Annotated in this window: 24 protein-coding genes; 4 read left to right on the top strand and 20 right to left on the bottom strand. The window is 42.0% G+C overall.

Annotated features, from left to right (window positions below):
• Window positions 1–51: 51 nt before the first annotated feature.
• The 11 genes from ACZ5OK_RS14480 to ACZ5OK_RS14530 all read right to left on the bottom strand — a co-directional run bounded on the left by ACZ5OK_RS14480 (window position 52) and on the right by ACZ5OK_RS14530 (window position 8,570).
• On the bottom strand, window positions 52–675 hold the full coding sequence (locus ACZ5OK_RS14480; RefSeq protein WP_343837936.1) for an NUDIX hydrolase: 624 nt from the start codon (window positions 673–675) through the stop codon (window positions 52–54).
• A 554-nt stretch (window positions 676–1,229) separates the two neighbouring features.
• Window positions 1,230–2,384, bottom strand: coding sequence for a sulfate adenylyltransferase (sat, locus tag ACZ5OK_RS14485; RefSeq protein ID WP_425542183.1), 1,155 nt, complete (start codon window positions 2,382–2,384; stop codon window positions 1,230–1,232).
• Window positions 2,385–2,571: 187 nt separating this feature from the next.
• Complete coding sequence (locus tag ACZ5OK_RS14490; protein WP_343837941.1) at window positions 2,572–3,285, bottom strand: metallophosphoesterase family protein; 714 nt, start codon at window positions 3,283–3,285, stop codon at window positions 2,572–2,574.
• A gap of 134 nt (window positions 3,286–3,419) precedes the next feature.
• Window positions 3,420–3,803, bottom strand: coding sequence for a ribonuclease HI family protein (locus ACZ5OK_RS14495; protein WP_343837944.1), 384 nt, complete (start codon window positions 3,801–3,803; stop codon window positions 3,420–3,422).
• 121 nt (window positions 3,804–3,924) lie between these two features.
• Window positions 3,925–4,158, bottom strand: a complete 234-nt coding sequence (locus tag ACZ5OK_RS14500) for a hypothetical protein (protein WP_343837947.1) — start codon at window positions 4,156–4,158, stop codon at window positions 3,925–3,927.
• Window positions 4,159–4,297: 139 nt separating this feature from the next.
• On the bottom strand, window positions 4,298–4,420 hold the full coding sequence (locus tag ACZ5OK_RS14505; protein ID WP_343837949.1) for a hypothetical protein: 123 nt from the start codon (window positions 4,418–4,420) through the stop codon (window positions 4,298–4,300).
• A gap of 222 nt (window positions 4,421–4,642) precedes the next feature.
• Entirely contained in the window at window positions 4,643–5,440 is a 798-nt protein-coding gene (cysQ, locus tag ACZ5OK_RS14510; RefSeq protein WP_343837952.1) for a 3'(2'),5'-bisphosphate nucleotidase CysQ, read from the bottom strand.
• Window positions 5,441–5,520: 80 nt separating this feature from the next.
• Complete coding sequence (cysC, locus tag ACZ5OK_RS14515; RefSeq protein WP_343837954.1) at window positions 5,521–6,108, bottom strand: adenylyl-sulfate kinase; 588 nt, start codon at window positions 6,106–6,108, stop codon at window positions 5,521–5,523.
• A 13-nt stretch (window positions 6,109–6,121) separates the two neighbouring features.
• Complete coding sequence (locus ACZ5OK_RS14520) at window positions 6,122–7,900, bottom strand: SLC13 family permease (protein WP_343837956.1); 1,779 nt, start codon at window positions 7,898–7,900, stop codon at window positions 6,122–6,124.
• A gap of 268 nt (window positions 7,901–8,168) precedes the next feature.
• Window positions 8,169–8,390 (bottom strand): aspartyl-phosphate phosphatase Spo0E family protein, encoded by a 222-nt coding sequence (locus tag ACZ5OK_RS14525; RefSeq protein WP_343837959.1) that lies wholly within the window; start codon window positions 8,388–8,390, stop codon window positions 8,169–8,171.
• Between the two features lie 45 nt (window positions 8,391–8,435).
• Window positions 8,436–8,570 carry a hypothetical protein gene (locus ACZ5OK_RS14530; RefSeq protein ID WP_343837962.1) on the bottom strand — a complete coding sequence of 45 codons (135 nt, stop codon included), beginning with the start codon at window positions 8,568–8,570 and terminating at the stop codon, window positions 8,436–8,438.
• Window positions 8,571–8,950: 380 nt separating this feature from the next.
• On the opposite strand from ACZ5OK_RS14530, the gene ACZ5OK_RS14535 reads away from it, so the two are divergent.
• The 4 genes from ACZ5OK_RS14535 to ACZ5OK_RS14550 all read left to right on the top strand — a co-directional run bounded on the left by ACZ5OK_RS14535 (window position 8,951) and on the right by ACZ5OK_RS14550 (window position 13,678).
• A complete protein-coding gene (locus tag ACZ5OK_RS14535) occupies window positions 8,951–9,748 on the top strand; it encodes a DeoR/GlpR family DNA-binding transcription regulator (RefSeq protein WP_343837964.1) in 798 nt (265 codons plus the stop codon).
• Window positions 9,723–11,018, top strand: a complete 1,296-nt coding sequence (locus tag ACZ5OK_RS14540) for a four-carbon acid sugar kinase family protein (protein ID WP_343837967.1) — start codon at window positions 9,723–9,725, stop codon at window positions 11,016–11,018. The genes ACZ5OK_RS14535 and ACZ5OK_RS14540 overlap by 26 nt, the downstream gene beginning before the upstream one ends.
• A gap of 144 nt (window positions 11,019–11,162) precedes the next feature.
• Window positions 11,163–12,185 (top strand): 4-hydroxythreonine-4-phosphate dehydrogenase PdxA, encoded by a 1,023-nt coding sequence (gene pdxA, locus ACZ5OK_RS14545; RefSeq protein WP_343837969.1) that lies wholly within the window; start codon window positions 11,163–11,165, stop codon window positions 12,183–12,185.
• Between the two features lie 113 nt (window positions 12,186–12,298).
• Window positions 12,299–13,678 carry a GntP family permease gene (locus tag ACZ5OK_RS14550; protein WP_343837972.1) on the top strand — a complete coding sequence of 460 codons (1,380 nt, stop codon included), beginning with the start codon at window positions 12,299–12,301 and terminating at the stop codon, window positions 13,676–13,678.
• A 183-nt stretch (window positions 13,679–13,861) separates the two neighbouring features.
• Here the strand turns inward: ACZ5OK_RS14550 and ACZ5OK_RS14555 are convergent, their stop codons facing one another.
• The 9 genes from ACZ5OK_RS14555 to ACZ5OK_RS14595 all read right to left on the bottom strand — a co-directional run bounded on the left by ACZ5OK_RS14555 (window position 13,862) and on the right by ACZ5OK_RS14595 (window position 23,383).
• A complete protein-coding gene (locus ACZ5OK_RS14555; protein ID WP_343837974.1) occupies window positions 13,862–14,620 on the bottom strand; it encodes an IclR family transcriptional regulator in 759 nt (252 codons plus the stop codon).
• A gap of 36 nt (window positions 14,621–14,656) precedes the next feature.
• Window positions 14,657–15,916 carry a hypothetical protein gene (locus ACZ5OK_RS14560; RefSeq protein WP_464758212.1) on the bottom strand — a complete coding sequence of 420 codons (1,260 nt, stop codon included), beginning with the start codon at window positions 15,914–15,916 and terminating at the stop codon, window positions 14,657–14,659.
• 131 nt (window positions 15,917–16,047) lie between these two features.
• Complete coding sequence (locus ACZ5OK_RS14565; protein WP_343837978.1) at window positions 16,048–16,293, bottom strand: isocitrate/isopropylmalate family dehydrogenase; 246 nt, start codon at window positions 16,291–16,293, stop codon at window positions 16,048–16,050.
• A gap of 68 nt (window positions 16,294–16,361) precedes the next feature.
• Window positions 16,362–17,555, bottom strand: coding sequence for a thiolase family protein (locus tag ACZ5OK_RS14570; RefSeq protein WP_343837980.1), 1,194 nt, complete (start codon window positions 17,553–17,555; stop codon window positions 16,362–16,364).
• A gap of 1 nt (window position 17,556) precedes the next feature.
• Window positions 17,557–18,717: an acyl-CoA dehydrogenase family protein gene (locus ACZ5OK_RS14575; RefSeq protein WP_343837982.1), complete on the bottom strand. Its 1,161-nt coding sequence runs from the start codon at window positions 18,715–18,717 to the stop codon at window positions 17,557–17,559.
• 18 nt (window positions 18,718–18,735) lie between these two features.
• A complete protein-coding gene (locus tag ACZ5OK_RS14580) occupies window positions 18,736–19,518 on the bottom strand; it encodes an enoyl-CoA hydratase/isomerase family protein (RefSeq protein WP_343837985.1) in 783 nt (260 codons plus the stop codon).
• 15 nt (window positions 19,519–19,533) lie between these two features.
• On the bottom strand, window positions 19,534–20,379 hold the full coding sequence (locus tag ACZ5OK_RS14585; RefSeq protein ID WP_343837987.1) for a 3-hydroxyacyl-CoA dehydrogenase: 846 nt from the start codon (window positions 20,377–20,379) through the stop codon (window positions 19,534–19,536).
• A complete protein-coding gene (locus tag ACZ5OK_RS14590; protein WP_343837989.1) occupies window positions 20,376–22,343 on the bottom strand; it encodes a TRAP transporter permease in 1,968 nt (655 codons plus the stop codon). Before ACZ5OK_RS14590 ends, ACZ5OK_RS14585 begins: the two co-directional genes overlap by 4 nt.
• Window positions 22,344–22,375: 32 nt before the next feature.
• Entirely contained in the window at window positions 22,376–23,383 is a 1,008-nt protein-coding gene (locus ACZ5OK_RS14595) for a TAXI family TRAP transporter solute-binding subunit (RefSeq protein ID WP_343837991.1), read from the bottom strand.
• Between the last annotated feature and the right edge of the window lie 9 nt (window positions 23,384–23,392).

Genomic DNA, 23,392 nt, shown 5'->3' on the forward strand with positions numbered 1-23,392 from the left:
TATGTTCCCCTTTTCACTTCTATTTATTCATCTTTACAATAGAGTATGGGATTACTTTGCGTTTTGTAGTTGAGAAAGGTGATACAGGACAAATTCATAATAAGCCTCGGTGTGTGGAACAAAATCTTTTATTGTCAGATTCAGGGTTTTGGATTTGACCTGATTTCCCTGATAAGATAAGGCCTCTGTTCTATAATTCTCATAATCCCTCTCAATTATCTGCTTAAAATCATCCATTGGCAGACAAACAATCCCTGCTACTTCATCAGGATTTATCCTAAGTTCTGTTATATCCCCCTTATAATGATAAGCATAAACATAGCAACATTCCCTGTCCTGTTTGCCATTGGGCTGCTGAAGAGTATCACGGACGATTCCCAGGGGCGTTAACTCATGAAATGGTACCTCCAACCCGATTTCTTCCTTAATTTCCCTTGATCCTTCTTCAGGTCCCTCCCCGGCTTTTAAATGCCCGCCAACTGTAATATCAAGTAAATTAGGATAATTCACGTGAGCATTTCTGACTTGAAAGAGCAGATAAGGAACGTCATACAGATACGTATAAAGCCAGCATTGAAAGGCCGCATGCAGCCATTCCTGTTCGTGAACGGTCTTTCGATTTTCCTGACCAATTACTTGCAGGTTCTCATCCAAAACATCTAAACGTTCATCCATTGTGGTTTCTCCTTTATGTCTTAAGCAAGATTTATACCGTATCTTAATACATTCAATAGTTGGCCTTCCATCCCCTGTTTTTATCAATTTAAAAGCTGGTTTCGATTTTTGCGCAGCTTTTTTTTAGAGGTTGAGGGGACAATTTTTTTCCGAATAAACTTCAAACTCGAAATGGTTGCCAAAAGGCCCAGGGATTCAAACATTTTCATCCTCCTATATCGTGGTGTTTTAGGTTAGTATTCCCCGATGTGAAGGATATATGAGCTTTTTAACGTTCCCTTAGAGAATGCAGCTTTATTACGAGGGCATAAGACTTCAATAATGGCGGAATGGGAGATAATGAGGTTGGTTCATACTTAATGATGGACAGCTTCCCTAATGTACAGAGTCGTTTTTCCGTCATCTAAGCCATATTACAGATACACGATGAAGGATCGCTCTTTAACGATAAAAGCACGGGGTTACAGCCACTATAACAGCCCGAACAGAAATATACCCCAATTGCCGGAGTCGATCCTACAATTGGGGTAATACGTTTCAACCTTTTTAATCCTTTAATTTTCCTGCATTCCTTTAATCAATACCGCTGCCACCTCAGGACGGGAGAATTCCTTTGGCGGTTTCTCTCCGTTGCGCAACAGACCGCGAACTTTTGTACCACTTAAATGCACATGGTTTTCTTTGTCGTGCGGGCAAGTTTTCGCTGTTGCCATGTTTTCGCATTTTGTGCAATAGAAGGCATGTTCAAATTTAAAAATGGTAATGCCAAGCTCATCTTCAAACTGATTGATAAACTCCTGTGCTTCATAGGTGCCATAATAATCGCCTACACCAGCGTGATCACGGCCGACAATGAAGTGGGTACAGCCATAGTTTTTACGAACAATGGCATGCAAAATGGCTTCCTTTGGTCCGGCATAGCGCATCGCTGCAGGATAAATGACCAGGCGTGTACGATCTTCAGGGTAGTAATTTTTCAAAATCACCTGATAGCTTTCCATACGCACATCCGCCGGAATATCATCAGATTTTGTTTCACCCACAAGTGGATTTAAGAGAAGACCATCGACAGCTTCAAGCGCGCATTTTTGAATATATTCATGGGCTCTGTGTACAGGGTTACGGGTCTGGAAGCCAACAATGGTTTTCCAGCCAAGATCCGCAAACATCTGCCGGGTTTCACTTGGATCCATATAAAAGTCAGTGAAATCTCCATGATCAGGACGGTTTAACAGCGTAATCGGACCACCCAAATACACATCGCCGCCGCGTTCGTACAGCTTTTTCACTCCTGCATGCTCTTCGTCGGTTGTGCCATAAACGTTCTCGGCCTCAAGCTTTTTATCATATGTATATTTTTCTTCTAATTGAAGGGTTCCATAAATAACGCCGTCTTCCCCTTTTAGCGCAATTTCCTCCCCAACCTGGTACTGATCGGCCTCATCGTTTGCTACAGACAGCGTAATCGGAATACTCCATACAGTACCATCAGCAAGACGGGTATTTTGAACGACGCTCTCATAATCAGCCTGTCCCATAAATCCTGTTAATGGACTAAAACCGCCAATTCCAATCAATTCAAGGTCAGAAATGGCCCATGCGGACAGGGTTAAGGTTTTGAGGTTCTTCGCTTTTTCAAGAGCAGCTTCCTTTTCATTGCCCTGAAGCTCCCGGTTAATAAGCGTGCCACCATGTGCTTCAATAGCCATATTTGAAATACCTCCAATTTTGTCATTGTTTATCATTTATTATCGTATCATTATTGCGGTGCCTGTCACCACCCGGATTTTGTCGAATAATATTTAAGTTTGCTGCTGTCCAAAGTAAAGGCGTACCTATGATCCATAGATACGCCTGAATAGATGATTTGCAAGGATTGATGCATGTTAGTGCCTTCTATTTGGCTAGCACCTGTTTTAAAAAATCAGGATTGGGGTAAGCGACTTCTTCTGCCTTCCGAATCACCTGACTTGTATCGTACTTTACACGCTGAATACCGACTTTAAAATGCTCCCCCTCTCCTTCAGCCATCAAATAGGATGCATGATTCATGCCATCGAACGGAAGGCCCACACTTCCCAGATTGGCAACTGTCTTGCCATTTATGTAGCGAACATAGGGGAGGTGAATGTGACCATAAAGATAAATGTCGGCTGATGCTTCCTTCATAAGTTTGCTTTCCACTATTTCATCAGCTTCAGTAGGCTTTACGATGTCAAAAAGACTATTGGGGGTGGCGTGAAAGACATGAATTTTTATCTGGGCCGTTAAATCAATGGTTGCCTCTGCCGGCAAGCCCTTAAGATAATCAATATCTTCATTCGAAAGCCGGTCTGCGGTCCATTTCTGCTCCGTTCTCATCATATCCAGCGCCTGGTCAGGTACCTCTCCCTCACGAATGCCGCGAACCACCCATTCATCCGCATTTCCCTTCACAACTGTGGGATTCAGCGATTGAATGAGCTCCAGTGAACGTTCAGGCTCAGGACCGCGGTAGCAAAGGTCACCAAGAACCACAATTTGATCTGCATTTTTGGATTGGATATCCTTTAAAACAGCCTCTACTGCCGTTGCGTTTCCGTGGATGTCTGAGATAAAAGCGATTTTCATGATTGGACCTCCTTTAATATTCGAGTATAACGCTATAATAGCATACCGAATTTTGGATTCTAAAAAAGGAGGAATCCAAGCCCTATCACCGCAACGATTATTCGACAAAATCCGGGTGGTGACAGGCACCAACTTTAGATCGCCTTTCGTGCCAGTTCATCCGCGTGCTTATTTTGCTTTTCCGGAATCCATTTGATGAAAAAGAAAGGGAAAGGATCCGCTTTTTCTCTGATTTCATTTAACAGTGGCTGGAAGACATTGTTTTTCGTAAAATCCGCTTCAATGACATCCACGACGATTTTGGAATCGGATCGAAAGGATAAAATTTCATCAGGGAATTGCTCCCTGCAGATCTCCAGTGCTTTAATCACAGCGATAAACTCTGCTTCATGATTGGAGAGCGTGGTATCCAGTGAAAAGGAATACTCATACTTATTCCCTTGGGCTTTTATGTAAATTCCAACTCCGGCAGGTCCTGGATTGCCCCTTGCTGCACCGTCTGTGTAAACCTCTATCAAATGGCAACGCTCCTTTACGCTCGCTTGTGAAACATTTTGTGAAACAAGATTTTTCGGGTGGTGACAGGCACCTATGCTACTGCAGGCACCCGGGTGCAGCGGGATTGTCTGCAGACCTACTCTACAGTTTCCCGAGCTTCCTGCAATAACGCTCTTCATCAAATGGTGTTTGCTGTTTCATTACATCATACATTTCTTCTACTAAAACGGTGCCGATTTTTTCCTTTGCTTCCTGTTCTGTATAGCCAGCATTGATTAATCTGTCGAGGTTGGTCTTCGTACACTTTGGCTCATCCATTTGAAGCTGGTTATCGATCACTTCAATTAATTTATTTTTCATCCGTTCGTTTGGCATTTTGCTTCCTCCACGTATATTTTTCCAACATATTTTATCAGCTACAGAGACTGATTACAACTTTAGGACACAGAGGAGTCCCTCTATCCAGTCACGATATTATAATGCTGTATAATTTAGAATGCAAAAGGATGACACCTTAAAAATAAGGGACGCGAGAATCAGACCAGTTATCCTCACGCCCCTTCCAGTTCACGTATTCTCTCTTTAAGTAATCGAATCCAATCCAATAAGCTAAATCATCAGCGGTTTCTTCTGCCACCGTAAATTTGGTTAAGCGGATAATCACCTGCTGCAGTTCATTTTGCTTCCCCTGTTACACAGTAATAATTCAACTCTGGACCTGCTGTAGGAAATCGTCCCAATTCCCCTTATAATCGATAACTTCCTGCCTATCCGGATAAAAGTTACGTTTTCAGCTCAGGAAGCCTCTGTTCAGTATAGCACAATATTTTTCGACAAAATTCGGGTGGTGACAGGCACCTTATCGGGTTACCAAAAACCAGCCATTCCGCAAGTTTTCCCGATTATAATAAAATCTTTCCTGATCCTCATGTCTAAGTACAGTTCCACCTGAGGCTTCCACAATCGCCTGTCCGGCACCTGTGTCCCATTCCATCGTCGGTGCATAACGGGGGTAATAATCGGCTTTTCCTTCTGCTACCAGACAAAACTTCAGTGAGCTTCCTGCTGAAACGACATCTACTTGCTGTCCGCCCTTTTTAAGCTCGTCAATAAACGCTTGTGTGTCATCAGACATGTGGGAGCGACTGGCGACTACGTTAATCACATCAGATTCCTTCACATTTGGCAGCTGTTCACTTTGTTCCACTAGATCTGTCTCATTCTCCGCTTTGCTTTCAGAGGCCTCTTCCAGTTTGAAAGCACCCAAACCTTCTTTTCCAAAATAGAAAGTGTCCAGTGCCGGCGCGTAAATCACACCCATTGTTGGGTAACTTCCTTCGATCAATGCGATGTTAACTGTAAATTCTCCGTTTTTCTTAATAAATTCCTTCGTACCATCAAGAGGATCAACCAGCCAGAATTTATCCCAATCAGAGCGTTCATCGTATGGGATTTCGGCTCCTTCTTCACTGAGTACAGGAATTTCCGGATAGGCAACCTTCAGCTCCTTCATAATCGTTTCATGGGAACGCTTATCAGCAATTGTTAGTGGAGAATGGTCGTCCTTGTGCTCCACATCAAATTCCTCCTGATAAACCTCCATAATTTCCTTTCCAGCCTTTAATGTAATATCCATCAACCTTACTAAATCAGCCATAGATCTCATAATCCTTTCATTCGACATTTTCCGGGTGGTGCCTGTCACCTATTCGACAAAATTCGGGCGGTGACAGGCACCTACCCGATGAAATACTCCACAATCTGCTGCACGGATTCTTCAAGGGTTTGTTTATCGGTATCCACGGTGATTTCCGGGTTCACTGGTTCTTCGTATGGGGCGTCGATTCCGGTAAAACCTTTAATTTCCCCGGCACGTGCCTTCTTATACAGCCCTTTAGGGTCACGGGATTCACAGGTTTCCACGCTTGCTTTAACAAACACTTCAATAAATTCCCTGTCCCCCAGAAGCTCACGAATGTTGTCGCGGTCCTCACGGTATGGAGAGATAAAAGCAGTAAGAGTTACCAGGCCTGCATCCACCATTAATTTGGAAACCTCACCAATACGGCGAATGTTCTCTTTACGGTCGTCCGGGCTGAAGCCTAAATTTTTATTCAAACCGTGACGAACATTGTCCCCATCCAGACGATAGGTATGAATCCCCCGGGCATGGAGCTCTTTTTCAACCTCAACAGAAATGGTTGACTTCCCGGAGCCTGACAAACCGGTAAACCATAAAACAGCTCCCTTGTGTCCATTTAATTTTTCCCGGTCTGCTTTCGTTACTTTTGATTCATGCCATACAATATTTTCTGATTTTCCCATATTTAATACCCTCCTAGAACCAAATAAAGTTTACAATCATAACTGTAATCACCATGACAATCATACTTAAGGGAGCTCCGACTTTTACATAGTCCGTAAATGTATACCCTCCCGGACCATAGACAATAAGGTTAGTCTGGTAGCCAATCGGGGTCATAAAGCTTGACGATGCCGCGATAGCAATGAGTACCGCAAAGCCCATCGGATTCACCTGGAGATTTGCTGCCATTTCCAGACCTATAGGCAGCATAAGAACAGCTGCCGCGCTATTCGTAATCAGCTCTGTAAACACATTCGTTAAAAGATACATTAAAAATAATACCGCCAGTAACCCCAACGGCTGTCCAACGGCAAGAATGCCCTCTGCAATCCATTCCGCGAGCCCCGTTTTCGTCATGGCTACACCAATTCCAAAGGAGCTAGCAATCAGCAATAAAACATTAAACTGTACATTTCGCTTCGCTTCCTCCGGGGTTATGATTCGCATACCAAACAAGATGAGCACTGCCAATGCCATCGCCTTAAACATCGACAGCCATCCGAGTGTAACCGTCAGAATCATGACGATTAAGAGTCCTATGGAGAACCAGCCGTTTTTGGGATCTGCGTTTAAGGATTTAGGTGCATCAAGGGAGGAGACCACATAAAAATCATTCGATTGCCGGTAATTTTCTATAAAATCAGGTCCAGCCAGTAAGAGGAGTGTATCCCCGGGTCGCAGCACAATATCCCCAATTTTACTATGGATTCGTTCGTTATTTCGATGAACAGCGATAACCCCTGCATCATACTTTGAACGGAATTTTGACTCTTTAATCGACTTTGATAATAGGGCTGATTGATGGGAAACAACTGCCTCTACCAGCTGCGAGGTTCCATTCCGCAAATCCTCAAGTTCAATATTGGTCCCTGTTTCCACATATAACCCTTTCATCCGCTGCAAATCCGCAAGTGTCGTTATGAGCCCTGCAAAAATAAGACGGTCACCTATCTGAATCGTTGAAGTGGAGCGCACAGGAGAAATCCGGTCATGGTCCCGGATAATTTCAATCAAATACAGACCCTTCAAATCACGAAGTCCTGCTTCCTGCACACTCTTGTTCACATGAGGAAAATCAGAGCCAACGACCATTTCGCCAATATATTCCCTTGATTCCTCTTTGATCTGCTGTTGAAAGCCTTTGTTTTCAGGAAGGATTTTATAGCCAATAGAGAATAGATAAGCAATCCCGGCAATCGTGATAGGCAGACCAACCACGGCCAGCTGATAGAAGGAAAACCCTTCAAGACCATAATCAAGCAGCATCCCGTGGACGACCAGATTTGTAGAGGTCCCCATTAAAGTCATTGTCCCCCCCAAAATGGTGGCATAGGATAGGGGTATTAAAAACTTCGATGGTGCAATCCCATGATCCTCACACCATTTTTTTATGAGGGGCGTAAAGGTAACGACAATCGGGGTATTATTCAGGAAAGCGGAAAACAGTGAGGAAGGAATCAGAAAACGAAACATCGAGCCAATCCTTGTTTTCCCCATGTCCAGCCAGCTGCTCATGGCCCGGTCCACGATGCCGCTCTTTTGAACCGCACCCGCTACAATAAATAACAAGGCAATGGTCAGCATTCCCTCGTTGGAAAAGCCCTGCAGTGCCTCATCAGGTGTTAAAATACCAGTGATTAATAAAGTTGTAAGCGCTGAAAAAACAACCATGTCAGGACGCGCCACCTCAAAAAGCAGCCCACCCAGCATAGCAATAATGATAATAAGCACAAACATCATTTCAAAAGACATAGCAAATGCCCCTTATGAGACAAAAAGTAAGTTAACCGTCCCAATTTCATATGTATCTAGTATTCTATCATGGGATTGGTGCCTGTCACTACCCGGATTTTGTCGAAATGTTTCTGGTGTTGATCTTTATCAGCAATAGATTATAACAGCGTCTTTTAAATAAAAAATCAACCAGCCCCTCCCTTTAACAGGATTGAGCTGGTTGTTTAAAATTGTATAGCTATATAGTATTAATGCAACACCTTTACAAAGAAGCCTTTTCAGCGGATTACTGAGCTTCCTTTTCCAGACGCTCTTTACCTTTCCATGTTTGCTCACTTATTTTTTCATTTTGGCTTATATGTCGATGGTGAAGGTTAAGGTAGTAATCCAGGGCCTGACTGGCATTGATTGTATCCTGGTGGTTCATCCCCTTTTCTTTCGCGGTCTGAATCATCCATTGGCGTTTCTCTTGAATTAATTCCAGCAACTTTTCATTAAAATCAGCCATATTTCCACTCCTATCACGTAAAGTGAAACGTCAATAAGTGAGAGTTTAAGCGTCCAGCGCATTGTTGCATTGTTCCATCAAGGTGTTCATCCTGTTCGTTAGTATTCCCGCCTGATTCTTATATGAAACAGACGATTCAATTGTCGTTACTTCATCTTCGTTTTCCTCAAAGATTGACATTATGTCCGTAGTCTGAAATCCTTACTTTTATAGTAGTCATATTTTAGGTGATTATTTGTTTCTCACCCCTATAATACTAGAAATGTCGATAAAAACAAGTAAAAATACCTAATTTTTCGATATTTTTATAGGTGTACCCTCCTTCCTTTGTACTACAAAAATAGTAAGAAGCCTATAATTGGGCTATATAAACAGGTATTATCATCCGACAAAATTCGGGTGGTGACAGGCACCTTCCCCTAGAAGACAGTCATGAGATACAAAAACCATTTCCACTACTCTTTGTTCATTTCTATCATTTTAGACAAAAAATTCTTGACTATTTTGTTCATTTGAAACATAATTAGCACATAAGATGTTAATTACAAACAGGTGATGATATGTATTCGAAGGAAAAGCGAAGACAACTAATTCTTGAACGATTAGCAGAGGTAGAAAAAATAGACATTGAAAAGCTTGCTGAAGAGCTTGATGTTTCCACAATGACAATCAGACGGGACTTATCCTATCTCGAGGAGCAGGAAGAAGTCATCCGAACCCACGGAGGCGCGGTATTAAATAAACCATTGATTAATGAGTCCCCTTTTCAGTTGAAAGAAGGCAAGCATTCTCAGCAGAAAAAGCATATTGCTCAAAAAGCAATCCAGCTTATTCCTGATCAGGCTACGATTCTATTGGATTCAGGGACAACGACTTTAGAGATTGCCAGATTGATGAAAAATCGATCTGACGTAACCATCGTAACCAATGATATTAAGATTGCTGCTGAGCTAATGGACAGTGAGGTAAAGGTGATTATAACCGGTGGAGAACTTCAGAATCGTATCGGAGCGTTATTTGGAAATGTAACCGAAAACATTTTACGTGAAATCCATGTTGACCTCTTTTTCCTTGGGGCTCATGCCATTGATATAAATGCCGGAATAACAGCTCCCGGTTTTGAAAAGGCTTCCATTAAGAAGCTGATGATTGAAGCAGCTGATCAAGTCTGGCTTGTTTCAGATTCCAGTAAATTTAAACAAAAATCTTTCACAAAGGTTTGCAGTCTCTCTGAATTGGATGGAATCATTACCGATCAGACCATCGATAAAGAATATGAATCATTATTAAAAGAGCATTTAAACGTCATGAAAGCAAATGGGGGAAACGATCATGAAAGTTGGAGTCATAGCAGATGATTTAACTGGAGCTAATGGTACAGGTGTACGTTTATCAACTCAAGGATTCAGCTCTGCAACAATGATGTTTTACAATGAACCGACCTTTAATGGCAAGTATGATGCCATTTGTGTAGATACAGACAGCCGATATGCAGCAAGAGAGACATCAACCATGCGTGTGAAGACGGTAACAAATCATTTCAAAAACTGGGGTGCTGATATTGTTTGTAAACGCATTGACAGCACCATCAGAGGAACCAACATCGGTTCCGAACTCGAAACTCTTCTCACAGAACTAGGTGAGGATTCCGTGGCTGTTGTCGTTTCTTCCTTTCCGGATACCGGCAGAATCACATCAGGAGGCTACCTGTTAATTGATGGGATCCCTGTCCAGGAAACTGATGTAGCCAAGGATCCCGTTGCCCCTCTTCTCAAATCGTATGTACCGGATATTTTACAGAAAGACAATCCATATCCTGTTACACACATTGGACTTGAAACCGTTTTAGAAGGGAAATACGCACTGGAGGCAGCACTCAGAAAACAAATCAAGGAAGGAAACCGGGTTATTGTTGTTGATGCAGTTACAGAGGACGAAATTGAAAGAATCGCACAGACCATGGCACGCATTAAAGAATACCAGCTGGTTCCGGTTGATCCAGGTCCTTTAACGGCAGAATACGCCCGAGCTTACAGCCAGAACTATGAGGCCAGTCAGAAAATTCTTGTAACCGTGGGCAGTGTTACGTCCATTAGTAAAAAGCAATTGCATTATTTAACCGATGGGATGAACGCTGATCCCGTCTACGCGAATGTCGAAAAGCTCGCTACCACTTCCGATGAATCCTGGGATGAGGAAGTGAATCGTGTAACAAATTTAGCCTTACAGAAAATTGAAAAGCAGGATCTTTTAGTCATCACCACCAATGCTCCTGATTCAAAAAAGATTGACTTAAAAGCAAAAGCCAAGGAAGCGGGAGTATCTAAAGATTTTCTGGCCAAACGTATTGCAGATGGTTTAGGTAAAATCACCCGAATGGTTATGGAAAAAACCACCCACGAAATTGGGGGAGTATTCTCAAGCGGTGGTGATATAACTGCATCGATTTGCTCGCTAAGCCGGGCGGATGGAATCAAATTAGAAGATGAAGTTCTTCCGCTTGTCGCTTATGGAACCCTCATTGGAGGCCACTTTGATGGACTCCCGATCATCACGAAAGGTGGGATGATTGGAAATAAAAAGGCAATGTACACATGCATTAAGTTTTTGTTATCCAAATGCCATTAAAAGCACTAGTGCTGAAGCGCCCGTTTGCTAGCTTAGACGCCCGGATCTGATCAGACATAGGCTAAACACAGTAAATTCAAAGACATCCTGATGAAAGTCAGGAATGGCTTATCAAGAATCAACATTCTAAAGGAGGACATACACATGAAAACAGTAGAAAAATCCATTATTGCAATTCCAATGGGAGATCCAGCCGGAATTGGTCCTGAAATCACAATGAAATCTCTGACCAAACAGAAGATTTATGATATTTGCAAGCCATTAGTCGTTGGTGATGCAAAGGTTATTGAAAAAGCCATATCTATCGTTGAGGCTGATTTAGAAATTAACGTAATCAGTTCTCCGGAAGAAGGAAAATACGAGCTGGGAACCGTGGACCTGATTGACTTGGATAATATTGATATGAATCAGTTTGAATATGGAGAAGTGTCTGCCCAGTGTGGTCAGGGTGCGTTCGAATATATCAAAACATCCGTTGACTTAGCCATGGATGGAAAGGTAAAAGCACTGGCTACCACCCCAATTAACAAAGAATCACTGAAAGCTGCAAAAGTGCCTTACATCGGACACACTGAGATGCTTGAGGATTTGGCGGGAGCAAAAGATCCACTGACCATGTTCGAGGTAAATGGAATGAGAATTTTCTTCCTGACACGCCATTTATCTCTAAAAGATGCCATTAATCAAATGACAAAAGAGCGTGTCCGTAACTACCTGAATCGCTGTGACCAGGCATTACAACGATTAGGGGTTGAAAGCAGAAAATTTGCTGTAGCCGGATTAAATCCACACAGTGGTGAAGGCGGTCTGTTCGGTATGGAGGAAGTTGAACAAATCACACCAGGCATTGAAGCAGCCCAAGAAGATAGAATTGATGTAACAGGACCTGTACCAGCGGACTCTGTGTTCTTTCAGGCTTTAAATGGAAAATATGATGCAGTATTGTCTCTCTACCATGACCAGGGACATATTGCAGCGAAAATGACGGACTTCCACCGTACTGTATCTATTACCAACAGTCTTCCATTCTTGAGAACATCCGTTGATCACGGAACCGCTTTTGATATTGCGGGTAAAAACATTGCGGAAAGCATCAGCATGGAAGAGTGTATTAAGGTTGCCGGGGAATATGCACCGCGTTTTACAGCTGAGAGTCTGACAAAATAAGTTTTTACAAAGCTATTTAGCCTAGAAGCTCTGTAACATGATAAAGGATGGTGCCTCTCATCATCCTTTATCTCTCAAATAAAATTGTAATCGCATTCAAAGGGGGAAGAGAAATGGATTCCGTATCCGGAACACAAATGATTGCCGGCTTAGTATTAGCCGTCATTGTCTTAATTTTACTTATTCTGAAGACGAAGGTGCACACATTTTTAGCACTCATCATTGCCGCATCAATCGCAGGTTTAATAGGCGGAATGGCCCCACCTGCTGTTGCAGACGCAATTTCGTCAGGATTTGGCGGAACGTTGGGATCTGTCGGTATTGTCATTGGACTTGGAGTAATGATGGGCCGCTTACTGGAAGTCTCAGGAGCTGCCGAAACCTTAGCCTATTCACTCATTCGATTTGTAGGTAAGAAAAAGGAAGAATGGGCGATGGCAATTGCCGGTTTCATTATTTCCATTCCGATTTTCGTGGACTCAGCCTTTGTTATTTTAAACCCTTTGGTCAAATCCCTTTCAAGACGAACAGGTAAATCAGTGGTTTCCATCGGGGTAGCTTTAGCAGCGGGACTTGTTGTCACACACTCATTAGTCCCACCAACCCCAGGACCTTTAGGAGTAGCCGGTATTTTTGGCGTTGATATTGGACTCGTTATTCTTTTAGGAATTTTATTCAGTATCCCACTAGTAGTTGTCGGAGTATTATACGCAAAATGGGTTGGCAAAAAAATCTATCAGCTTCCTGATGAGGAATCTGATACAGGATTCTCCCGTCCTGACAAAGAAATGGGATATCCGGAACTACTGGAGATTATGGACGAAAGATCCAAAAAGCTTCCTTCATTAGGAAGATCCATGGCACCGATTTTAATTCCGATTTTGCTTATTTTCATGAATACAACTCTATCAGCTTTAGATTTAACGGAAGGCCTTTACAGCTATATTCTATTCTTAGGACAACCAATTATAGCTGTCGGAATCGGCTTACTGCTGGCGATTTATCTACTCGTTCGGGATATCAGCCGTGATGATGCACTGAAACGCATGGAGGAAGGCGTACAGACAGCTGGTATTATCCTTCTTGTTACCGGTGCTGGTGGTGCCTTGGGTGAAGTACTTGCCCAAAGCGGTGCTGGCGATTATATCGCAAACCAGGTTGCCGAATTTCCATTACCAGCAATCCTGATTCCATTCTTTATCGCATCCTTTGTACGTGTTATCCAAGGGAGTGGAACGGTATCCATGATGACAGCCGCTTCCATCTCAGCACCAATCCTGGCTACATTAGATGTCAACATGGCACTAGCCGTAGTTGCAGCTACAATGGGTTCTCTTGTATTCTCATACTTTAACGACAGCTTCTTCTGGGTCGTAAACCGTATGCTTGGAATCACCAATGTAAAAGAACAAATGCTGGTATGGTCCGTCCCAACTACTGTCATGTGGTTTGTCGCTATGATTCTATTACTTGTAGCGAATGTGTTTATCTAGGTGCCTGTCACTACCCGAATTTTGTCGAATTCACCAATAAAAAATGGCTCCGGCGTTATTTCCCGAGCCATTTTTTTCAAATCTATGTGATAGTGTGGGGACCCTTTTGTTCTCATCCTTTGCCGACTAAGATTAATGGCTTAATCCATCAGACAGATATCGCAACACTTGGTATGGTCAACCCTAACCTCTATACCCTAACTCTCTGGAAATCTCTTCTGCAGTTTTTCGTGTTTCTTCTAAAATGATTTCCTCACGTGCTTTTGAGTAGTCGGTAATGGGAATACTGACCCCTAAAGCAGCAACTGTTTCCCCATAAAAGTCTTTTATAGGATAGGAAAAGCCCATGGTATCCCGGTAATGTTCTGCTTTACTGATTGAATATCCTCGTTGTTTAATGACATCCAATTCCTGTTTTAATTGCTCTAGATTATCTATGGTATTTTCAGTCATCTTTTCAAGCGTTATATTCTGCAGATAATCCTCACGATCCTCGTCATTCATATAGGCAAGCAGTAATTTAGGAGCTGAACCCGCATATAGAGGAGACCGGCCTCCTACATGTATGACGAGCCGTACAGGTTTCGTGCTATCCAGTTTTTCTACATAAATAGCCTCATCCCCCTCTATCACTGCCATTTGTACCAGTTCATTTAACTTTGAATTTAACTTTCTCATATACGGAAGGGCTATTTTTCGATATTCCAGCTGATCACTGACACGCTTTCCTAACTCTAATAATTTTAAGCCGAGCCGATACCTGACATCATGACTGGACCTTTTAACTTTCACTAATAATCCCGCTTCCTCCAGTGAGGTAACAAGCCTGAACACGGTAGTCTTGGGGTAGTTTGATTCCTCCACCAAATCATATAGTGTCATTTCGGATTTGTCTTTAAAACAGTCTAATAACTTTATAGCCTTTAATAAACTTTGACTCATAAACCATTCACCCTATTTATTTCATGTTTTGTTATGCTATAAAACATCTATAATATACACATATATAAAAGCACATAGAGTAACCGCAAAGAAATACTTTCCATTCCATCGATACGCAACAGTCCAGCCGTCATTTCTGACACAGTTACTTATAATGATGTTTAGTGCGTTTAATGGACTGATGGCAGATGATAACATCCACGCAAACGTACACATAAAAGCAATGGCCATCGCACTGACCTGAATATCTGTTGATAATAGTAGTGTTAATATGATAGGCACAACTATGATTTGATGCATACCAAACAACGCCATAATAGTCACTAATAAGAGGATAAGTAAAAATAAAAGGAATATAGAGATTTGTGATGACCAGACCAAAATCGCTCCAACTACATCAACAATTCTTGTGTTCACCAGCGCATTTCCAAAAAGACCCGCACTTAAAAAGATCGCAATTTCCATATTTATTCCATTTGCTACTTGCTTTTTATATGGAAGGAACACCTCTTTAATTCTCCCCCACTTTTGTCGTATGACTGCCCATACAACAGGAATAATAATACAGTTCATACAAACAAGGGTTAACATTGGCTGGTCAATGATTGCTTCCTGTAAAACTAATAACATGAGGAGACTAACAACGAAAACTAGCAGAAGAACAAAATTCTTGTTTTGATTGTCTTCTTTCAGGGAAATTTTTTCCGGAATTTCATCATCTCTTTTCCGGGGGCGCAGAATAAAAAAACCAATCAGGATTTGTATAACTGCAAATATAATTCCAATGGGCATATAGTTCAAGTAGGACATCTCCAAGGTAAACAGAACAATACCGACTGAAGCGAAAAATGGTGACCAGATAATCGAAGGGGTAAATCCACTATAATAAGCCTGCGAAAGCATTTTAGGCTGAATTTTTATATCCTTCAGAAAACCATGAACGATTCTAAGTGCACCCATATTTAAAATAGGAGCTAGACTAAGCATAAAACCGCTTGTTCCATAAAAGGTTTTTTGCTCATCGTCGTTTCTTTTTTCAAACATAGTCACAACTCCATCAATAATACCTTCCTGCCTCAAAGGTATGGATAATAATGGAGCTAAAATAATAATAGATAATAGTGCAAGATTTTGAGTGATCCCATTAAACAGATTCAAGCCTGTATAGCCTTGGAAAAAATGAATCAAAATTCCCAGCAAAAATAGACTTCCTGTTAAGATTTTTCTCTTGGGGTTTAATTTATTATAAACCATTAAGAAAACAAAAATACAAAGGACCTGTAAGACTAGATTCATTGTATCGTAGTTTAGCAATTGAGTTAAAAGATATAGGCCACTTATACTAATAATCATACAAAAACGAAACATAATCAAACCAGCTTTCCTAAATATTCCCTAAATAAACTAAGATTGTATGAAGCCTATGTTTAATAGCTAGTTAAAAGCTTAATAAATTGGTCCCCAACCTCTTCTGTTGATGCATCTCCTCCAAAATCCGGGGTTAATACCTCCCCTTCATCGATGATTTGTTTAATCGTTGAAACAATTTTTCTCCCCCATTCCTCTTCACCAAAATGGTCCATCATCTGGGCAACAGACCAGATGGCAGCCAAAGGATTAGCTAATCCCTGACCGGCAATATCAGGCGCTGATCCATGCACGGGTTCAAACATGGATGGGCTCCATCGTTTTCCCTAATAATCGTGAAGACTGGCAACTACAGGTTGCCAGTCACTTCCGTTTATTGCAAATATTCTATGATCGTTGAGATTCCCTGTCCTCCACCTATACACAGGGTAACCAGGCCGTACTTTTCGCCTCTTCTTTCCATTTCATGCAGAAGCTTTGTTGTAATTATCGCCCCGGTGGCACCAATCGGATGACCAAGGGCTATGGCACCACCATTGACATTTACTTTGTTCAGATCCATGTTTGCTTCACGGATAACCGCAATGGACTGAGCAGCAAATGCTTCATTTAATTCGATCAGCCCGATATCTTCCATTGATAGATTTGCCTGCTTTAATGCTTTTGCCGTAGACTCAACAGGTCCAATTCCCATGATGTCCGGTGATACACCACTGGTCGCCTGGGCAATAATTCTCGCCTGAGGCTTGATTCCATACTCATCCACTTTTTCCTTATTCATCATTAACAGGGCTGCTGCTCCATCATTACGTCCACTGGCATTTCCTGGTGTAACGGAACCCCCATCTTTAAATACGGCAGGAAGTGTGCTTAATTTTTCTAACGATGTCAGTCTTGGATGTTCGTCTGTATCAAATGTGAGCGTTTTTTTCCGTTCTTTTACTTCAAAGGGTACAATTTCATCTTCAAATCGGCCTGTTTTGATAGCCTGATCTGCAAGCTCCTGGCTGCGTTGAGCAAATTCATCCTGTTCTTTTCGGGAAATCTGATATTTTTCGGCCAGATTTTCTGCTGTTAGCCCCATGGTTAGCTCACCATATTCTTCTCTTGGCTGGGAGCATGGCTGACTTTCTGTATTCGGATCCACTAAAACTCCGTTGCCAGCTTTATATCCATACCTGGCATTTCGCAGGTAAAAGGGAGCTGTACTCATGCTTTCTGCTCCACCTGCAACAACGACATCAGACAAACCGAGTTTAAGTTGCATATCCGCATTATTTATAGCCTGTAATCCGGAGCCACATTGCCGGTGTACTGTATAACCAGATACACTTACAGGTAAGCCTGCACGCAATGCCGCCAGTCTTCCCAGGTTTGCCTGATCCTGACTTTGCTTAGCCTGACCCAGAATGACTTCATCCACTTCTACGTCCGCTCCATATCTATTAAGGACTTCCCGAATCACTTTTTCTCCCAGATAATCAGGAGTTACATCCTTTAATGTTCCTCCCATTTTTCCTACTGCTGTACGCACAGAACCAATAATATAGGATTCTCTTAATTCCATTTTATCCTTCCCTTCTCTTTAATTCGCGAATTAACTCCCCAGCAATGATATTTCGTTGAATTTCAGATGTACCTTCATAGATTTTGGTAATCCGAGCATCACGGTAATAGCGTTCAATTGGGTAATCCTTCATGTATCCAATGCCTCCGTGAATTTGGACAGCGAGGTCAGCTACTTTGTTATAGACTTCTGAGCCATATAATTTAGCAATCGCCGCTTCTTTTACCACACGCTGCTTTTGATCGGTCATCCATGCCACCCGGTATGTCAAGGATTTTAACGTTTCGATCTGCATACTAATATCCGCCAGCATATTCTGGATGGTTTGGATTTCCAAAATTGGTTTACCGAACTGCTCCCGCTCTTTTGCGTAGCTTAGGCAATGCTCCAGTAATTTTTCACAGGAGCCCAGGTTTCGAGCCGCTAGACCTGCACGACCATTGGCAAGTACCTTTAATGCATTTACATAGCCCTGCCCTTCTTCACCCAGTACATTTTCAGCCGGGACTTCCATATCTTCAAAAAATAATTCCGCAGAGTGAGATCCCCTAAGTCCCATTTTTTCTTCTACACTACCTAAAGAAAAACCAGGGAAATCCTTCTCAACAATAAATGAAGTAATTCCTTTGGCACCCTTTTCAGGATCTGTAACAGCCATAACAGTGAAAACATTCGCATCAACAGCATTGGTGATATAGTGTTTGGATCCGTTAATGATATATTTATCCCCTTTTTTTACAGCTGTTGTTTTTAAATTTGCAGCATTTGAGCCCGCAGATGGTTCCGTTAGGGCAAACGCGCCAATCCATTCACCTGTGGCCATTTTCGGTAAGTATTTCTGTTTTTGCTCTTCTGTTCCAAACTCGACAATACCGACTGTCCCGATTCCGGTATGTGCTCCGATCAAAGTTGTAAAACCGTTATGAGTTTTGCCAAGCTCCTCAAATACGGCACATTTATCGACCATGCCAAGGCCCAGGCCCCCATACTCTTCAGGGATACTTAGACTGAACAATCCCATTTCTTTGGACTGTTCAATGATTTTTTCCGGGATTTCATTGTTTTCTTCAATTTCCATTGCAACCGGTTCCACTTCTTCTTTTACAAATTTACGCACATTTTCACGTAAGAACTCTATTTCTTCTGATAAAGTAAAATCCATAATTGATAGCCCCTTTTCTTATTTGTTTTGGAATGATGCCGGCCTTTTTTCAATAAAGGCCTTCGTTCCTTCCTGTTTATCCTCTGTTCCAAACACAACAGCCTGCGATAATTTTTCCATCCACATTGCCGTACTCTCATCGATATCAAATCCTTTGTGAACGGCCATTTTAGCTAAGTGGATAGCAATCGGTCCTTTCTTTAAAATCTCTGTTGCTACGCCCTGGGCTTTTTCAGTCAGGCTGTCTTCTTCAGGTACATAATAGCTGGCTAACCCAATTCGTTCGGCCTCTTTTCCATCAATCATTTTTCCCGTTAAAATCATATCCAGTGCACGCCCTTTGCCAATGATCCGTGCCATTCGCTGAGTACCGCCGGCTCCCGGTATAATCCCCAGATTGAGCTCAGGTAAACCGAATTTCGCTCTGTGGCCAGCAATACGAATATCACAAGCCATGGCTAATTCACACCCACCTCCCAGGGCAAATCCCTGAACAACCGCAATGGTGGCCTTTGTTGAATTTTCAATTTTAGAATAAAGAGCCTGCATACCGGGAACAATGGCTTCCAGAGGTTCTTTTTCATGTAGTTGCTTAATATCTGCACCTGCAGCAAACGACTTTTCCCCTGCACTTTGAATTATGATTACTTTTGTATCCTGACTTTTTTCTGCTATATCCAAGGCCTGATCAATTTCTTCAAGCATGGCTGCGTCTAAAGCATTGCGTACTTCCGGACGATTAAGGGTTATCCAAAAAATACCTTCTTCTGTTTGGATATCGACATTTTGAAATTGATTCATGATTTCACCCTTCTTTTAAGAATAGTTGTAAAACCCTTTTCCTGATTTTTTACCAAGCCGACCTGCCTTCACATACTTTGTGAGGATTGGTGAAGGACGGTATTTTTCACCCAATGTTTGATGGAGATATTCCATATTGCGAAGACGGGAATCAAGGCCTACTAAATCCGCCAGTTCAAGCGGACCCATTGGGTGATTTAATCCGAGTTTCATAGCTTTATCTATATCCTCTGCACTTGCAACACCCTCCATAAACATGTTCATGGCTTCATTCCCGATCAAACAATTCATCCGGGAGGTCACAAATCCAGGGAATTCATTGACTTCAACCATTTCTTTTTGAATCTGATTGGAAATCGTTCTGACCTGATCAACAGTCTCATCTGATGTATCCAGACCACGAATCACTTCAATAAGCTTCATTTTGTGTACAGGATTAAAAAAGTGCATCGCCACAACTTTATCTGGACGGGAGGTTTGTGCACCAATCTCAGTTGGACTCATCGTTGAGGTATTCGTGGCAAGAATCGCTTCCGGCTTACAAATTTCATCAAGTTGCTGAAAAATAGAAATCTTTAAATCTATTTTTTCAAGAACAGCCTCTACGACGACATCAGCGTTTTTGGCCGCCTTTGTCAGATCTGTTTCAAAATGCAGATTCTCCAGCGCCGTATGATAAACTTCCTTTGTTAAAAATCCTTTATCACAGCTCTTTTCAAGAAGAGACTCAATGTCACGTTCAGCCTTCTCAAGGGCCTCTTCTTTAACATCATTCACAAAAACCTCATATCCGGAAATCGCAAATGCATAAGCAATCCCCTTTCCCATCACTCCTGCACCAACAACAGCGGATTGATTCATGACGACATCTCCTTTGCATTACTAGAATTACTACTAGTTAGTAAGTCCTTTCTAAATGTTTTTTGAAGAAAATAGATGCTTACCAGAACGATAACACCTATAATGTCCGAGTAAATTCCCGGGATAGTCATTCCGATGGCTCCTGCAAATAAAAGCATTCTTTCATACCAAAATGCGTGTCGAAGCACCCAGCCTTCAGCAGCGCAGGCAATGCCAATAACACCAATAATAGCTGTAATAACTGATGGAATAATCTGAGATGCAGATCCGATTAACAGAAGCTGTTCTCCATATACAAACAGGTAAGGTACGATATATGCTGTAATGCCTAATCGTACAGCAGTCATACCTGTTTTCATCGGTTCAGACCCCGCAATTCCCGCTCCGGTAAATGCGGCAAGTGCTACTGGTGGTGTAATAGCTGACAATGATGCAAAGTAAAAGACAAATAAATGAGCAGCAACCGGTGTTACACCAAGCTCTATTAATGCGGGAATGGTTAAAGGTACCTGTACAATATACGCAGCAACTGTTGGTAATCCCATGCCAAGAATGATACTTGCAATCATCGTAAATATAAGCGCAATCAGTAAGATACCGCCAGATAATTCAATAATCAGACTGCTGAACTTCAGTCCAATACCCGTTAAACCTATCATTCCTATGATTAATCCCGCTGCGGCACATGCGATAACAGTTTCCAGGGACGCCTTTGCTCCAAGGTCTAAAGCCTTCACGATTTGCTTCCCTGAAAGTCTGGTAGAAGCCTGAATAGCTGCCACTAAAATGGTGCTTATAATAGCATAAAGCCCTGCCTTCATAGGTGAACTTCCACCCACAAGCATAACGACAATGACAACCAGAGGAATCAGGAAGTGGAAACCTTTCTTAAAGATTCCCCATGTGCCTGGCAGTTCTTCCTTTTTAATACCCACCATTCTATTCCGTCTTGCACGCAGGTCTACTTGCAAAAACAGTGATAGATAATAAAGAACAGCTGGAATAATTGCAGCTACAGCCAATTCCATATACGGAACCCCTAAATACGCAGCAATAATAAATGCCGATGCTCCCATAATCGGCGGCATAATTTGGCCACCAGCTGAAGACACAGCCTCTACAGCAGCTGCAAAGTAGTTTCTATAGCCTGTTTTTTTCATCAGTGGAATTGTAAATGCACCTGTTGTGGCTGTATTCGCAACAGCACTTCCTGAAATGGTACCAAGTATGGAGCTTCCAACAATGGCTGTTTTAGCCGGGCCTCCCCGATACTGTCCCATGGCTGAGACAGACAGATTGATAAAGAAATTTCCGGCACCGGAAACCTCAAGAAATTTTCCAAATAAAACAAAAAGGAATATAAAGGTTGCAGATACACCCAGTGCTGTTCCAAACACACCATTTGTTGTATAAAATAAATGATCCATAATCCACATGGTTGTAAATTCCCGATGCCCTAATGCTCCAGTAATAAAATGGCCAAAGAATCCGTAGGCCAGAAAGATAAAAACCAGCACAACGAGCGTCTTCCCTATTACTCTTCTGGTAGCCTCAATTAACGTAAACATCGCAATAAAACCAAGAACAATTTCTAAACTTGTTAATTGCTCAATATAGCTCATACGAGATTGGATCTCCTGAGCGTTAAAGACAAAATATGAATAAGAGACGATTGATAAAATCATTAATAACCAATCGTACCAATGTAACTTCTCTTTACCTGCTTTTTTTGTTGGCCGATAGATGGCAAATACCAGAACTAAGGCAAAACCCAAATGTGCAGAACGCTGAAGTATGGACTCAAATACGCCAAACAGCCCTGTGTACAAATGGAAAATAGACATGGCAATGGCTATTATGGATATTAGTTTGCCTGCAAATCCTTTCAACGCACGCAATTTTTCATTGGTCACTTCCGTCTGGTTCTGCTGAATATCATCCAGGTCAACATGGTTTCCCGCCATATCATCCCTCCTCGGGAGAAGCTTAGAACGAGCTATTCCAATACTCCTATCTCCTTATAATATTTTTCTGCACCAGGGTGTAATTCTCCAACACTATTTTTCACCGAATACTCGGCGTTAAAGTCACTCATTACTTTAGAGATATCTTCCCAGGAATCTCTTTCTTCAATGATCATTTTTGTTAACTTATAAATGGTATCTTCACTCATCAAATTATTGTTTGCTAACAGTACAGTATATCCGGCTGTGGTTAGGACATCTTCTGACTGGTTTGGATACGTACCAGCAGGGATGGTGTGTTCAAGATACCCTTCATTTTGGGCATGAAGTGCTTCAACAGTCTCTTTTTTAAGTGGTATAAATCGAAGCCCTAATGTTGTATCTAATTCCTGATATACGGCAACAGGTGCTGACAGCATTCCTGTAATGGCATCTATGTGCCCATCCCTAAGTAAATCTGCACCATCAGATGTTCCTACATATTCAATACCTTCGAGGTCGTCATAGCTCATATCATTCAATTTAAGGATCTCCTGAAATGCAAGTTCACCACTGTAGCCTTTAATACCTGGACTAACCGTTTTACCCGCTAAATCTTCAACAGAATGTATATCTGAGTCAGCACGAACGGCAATATGAAAAACATTTGGGTACAGTGTAGCAACCGTGCTTACGTTTGTTATCGGTTCTTCAAATGCTTTCTCTCCATTCAATGCTTCTGGTACGGTCTGCCCGTTACTAAAAGCAATATGAAATTTATCCTGCCCTAAGCCAAGTAGATTAGATATAGACCCCCCTTCTACAATGGTTGTAGATGAGTCAGGGAATAGATCATTCATTTTGTCTGACATTGCACCTGATAATGTATACCAAAACCCCCCTTGGGTAGCTGAACCAAACGTCATTTCACCAGGGACTCCACCAGCTGTATTGTCCCCTTGCCCGTTATTATTTGAACCTGCCCCTCCTGATGAGGAACAGCCTATTAAAATTCCTGCCATAAAAATAGTAGCTGACAGTAACCAAATCACTTTTTTCATATTGAGACC

This window comes from Salinibacillus aidingensis (assembly GCF_055393355.1).

Coding starts and splice junctions, on each gene's coding strand:
- ACZ5OK_RS14480 (WP_343837936.1), bottom strand. CDS start 675: ATGGATGAACGTTTAGATGTTTTGGATGAGAACCTGCAAGTAATTGGT.
- sat (WP_425542183.1), bottom strand. CDS start 2,384: ATGGCTATTGAAGCACATGGTGGCACGCTTATTAACCGGGAGCTTCAG.
- ACZ5OK_RS14490 (WP_343837941.1), bottom strand. CDS start 3,285: ATGAAAATCGCTTTTATCTCAGACATCCACGGAAACGCAACGGCAGTA.
- ACZ5OK_RS14500 (WP_343837947.1), bottom strand. CDS start 4,158: ATGCCAAACGAACGGATGAAAAATAAATTAATTGAAGTGATCGATAAC.
- cysQ (WP_343837952.1), bottom strand. CDS start 5,440: ATGGCTGATTTAGTAAGGTTGATGGATATTACATTAAAGGCTGGAAAG.
- cysC (WP_343837954.1), bottom strand. CDS start 6,108: ATGGGAAAATCAGAAAATATTGTATGGCATGAATCAAAAGTAACGAAA.
- ACZ5OK_RS14520 (WP_343837956.1), bottom strand. CDS start 7,900: ATGTCTTTTGAAATGATGTTTGTGCTTATTATCATTATTGCTATGCTG.
- ACZ5OK_RS14525 (WP_343837959.1), bottom strand. CDS start 8,390: ATGGCTGATTTTAATGAAAAGTTGCTGGAATTAATTCAAGAGAAACGC.
- ACZ5OK_RS14530 (WP_343837962.1), bottom strand. CDS start 8,570: ATGTCAATCTTTGAGGAAAACGAAGATGAAGTAACGACAATTGAATCG.
- ACZ5OK_RS14535 (WP_343837964.1), top strand. CDS start 8,951: ATGTATTCGAAGGAAAAGCGAAGACAACTAATTCTTGAACGATTAGCA.
- ACZ5OK_RS14540 (WP_343837967.1), top strand. CDS start 9,723: ATGAAAGTTGGAGTCATAGCAGATGATTTAACTGGAGCTAATGGTACA.
- pdxA (WP_343837969.1), top strand. CDS start 11,163: ATGAAAACAGTAGAAAAATCCATTATTGCAATTCCAATGGGAGATCCA.
- ACZ5OK_RS14550 (WP_343837972.1), top strand. CDS start 12,299: ATGGATTCCGTATCCGGAACACAAATGATTGCCGGCTTAGTATTAGCC.
- ACZ5OK_RS14555 (WP_343837974.1), bottom strand. CDS start 14,620: ATGAGTCAAAGTTTATTAAAGGCTATAAAGTTATTAGACTGTTTTAAA.
- ACZ5OK_RS14560 (WP_464758212.1), bottom strand. CDS start 15,916: ATGAATCTAGTCTTACAGGTCCTTTGTATTTTTGTTTTCTTAATGGTT.
- ACZ5OK_RS14565 (WP_343837978.1), bottom strand. CDS start 16,293: ATGTTTGAACCCGTGCATGGATCAGCGCCTGATATTGCCGGTCAGGGA.
- ACZ5OK_RS14570 (WP_343837980.1), bottom strand. CDS start 17,555: ATGGAATTAAGAGAATCCTATATTATTGGTTCTGTGCGTACAGCAGTA.
- ACZ5OK_RS14575 (WP_343837982.1), bottom strand. CDS start 18,717: ATGGATTTTACTTTATCAGAAGAAATAGAGTTCTTACGTGAAAATGTG.
- ACZ5OK_RS14580 (WP_343837985.1), bottom strand. CDS start 19,518: ATGAATCAATTTCAAAATGTCGATATCCAAACAGAAGAAGGTATTTTT.
- ACZ5OK_RS14585 (WP_343837987.1), bottom strand. CDS start 20,379: ATGAATCAATCCGCTGTTGTTGGTGCAGGAGTGATGGGAAAGGGGATT.
- ACZ5OK_RS14590 (WP_343837989.1), bottom strand. CDS start 22,343: ATGGCGGGAAACCATGTTGACCTGGATGATATTCAGCAGAACCAGACG.
- ACZ5OK_RS14595 (WP_343837991.1), bottom strand. CDS start 23,383: ATGAAAAAAGTGATTTGGTTACTGTCAGCTACTATTTTTATGGCAGGA.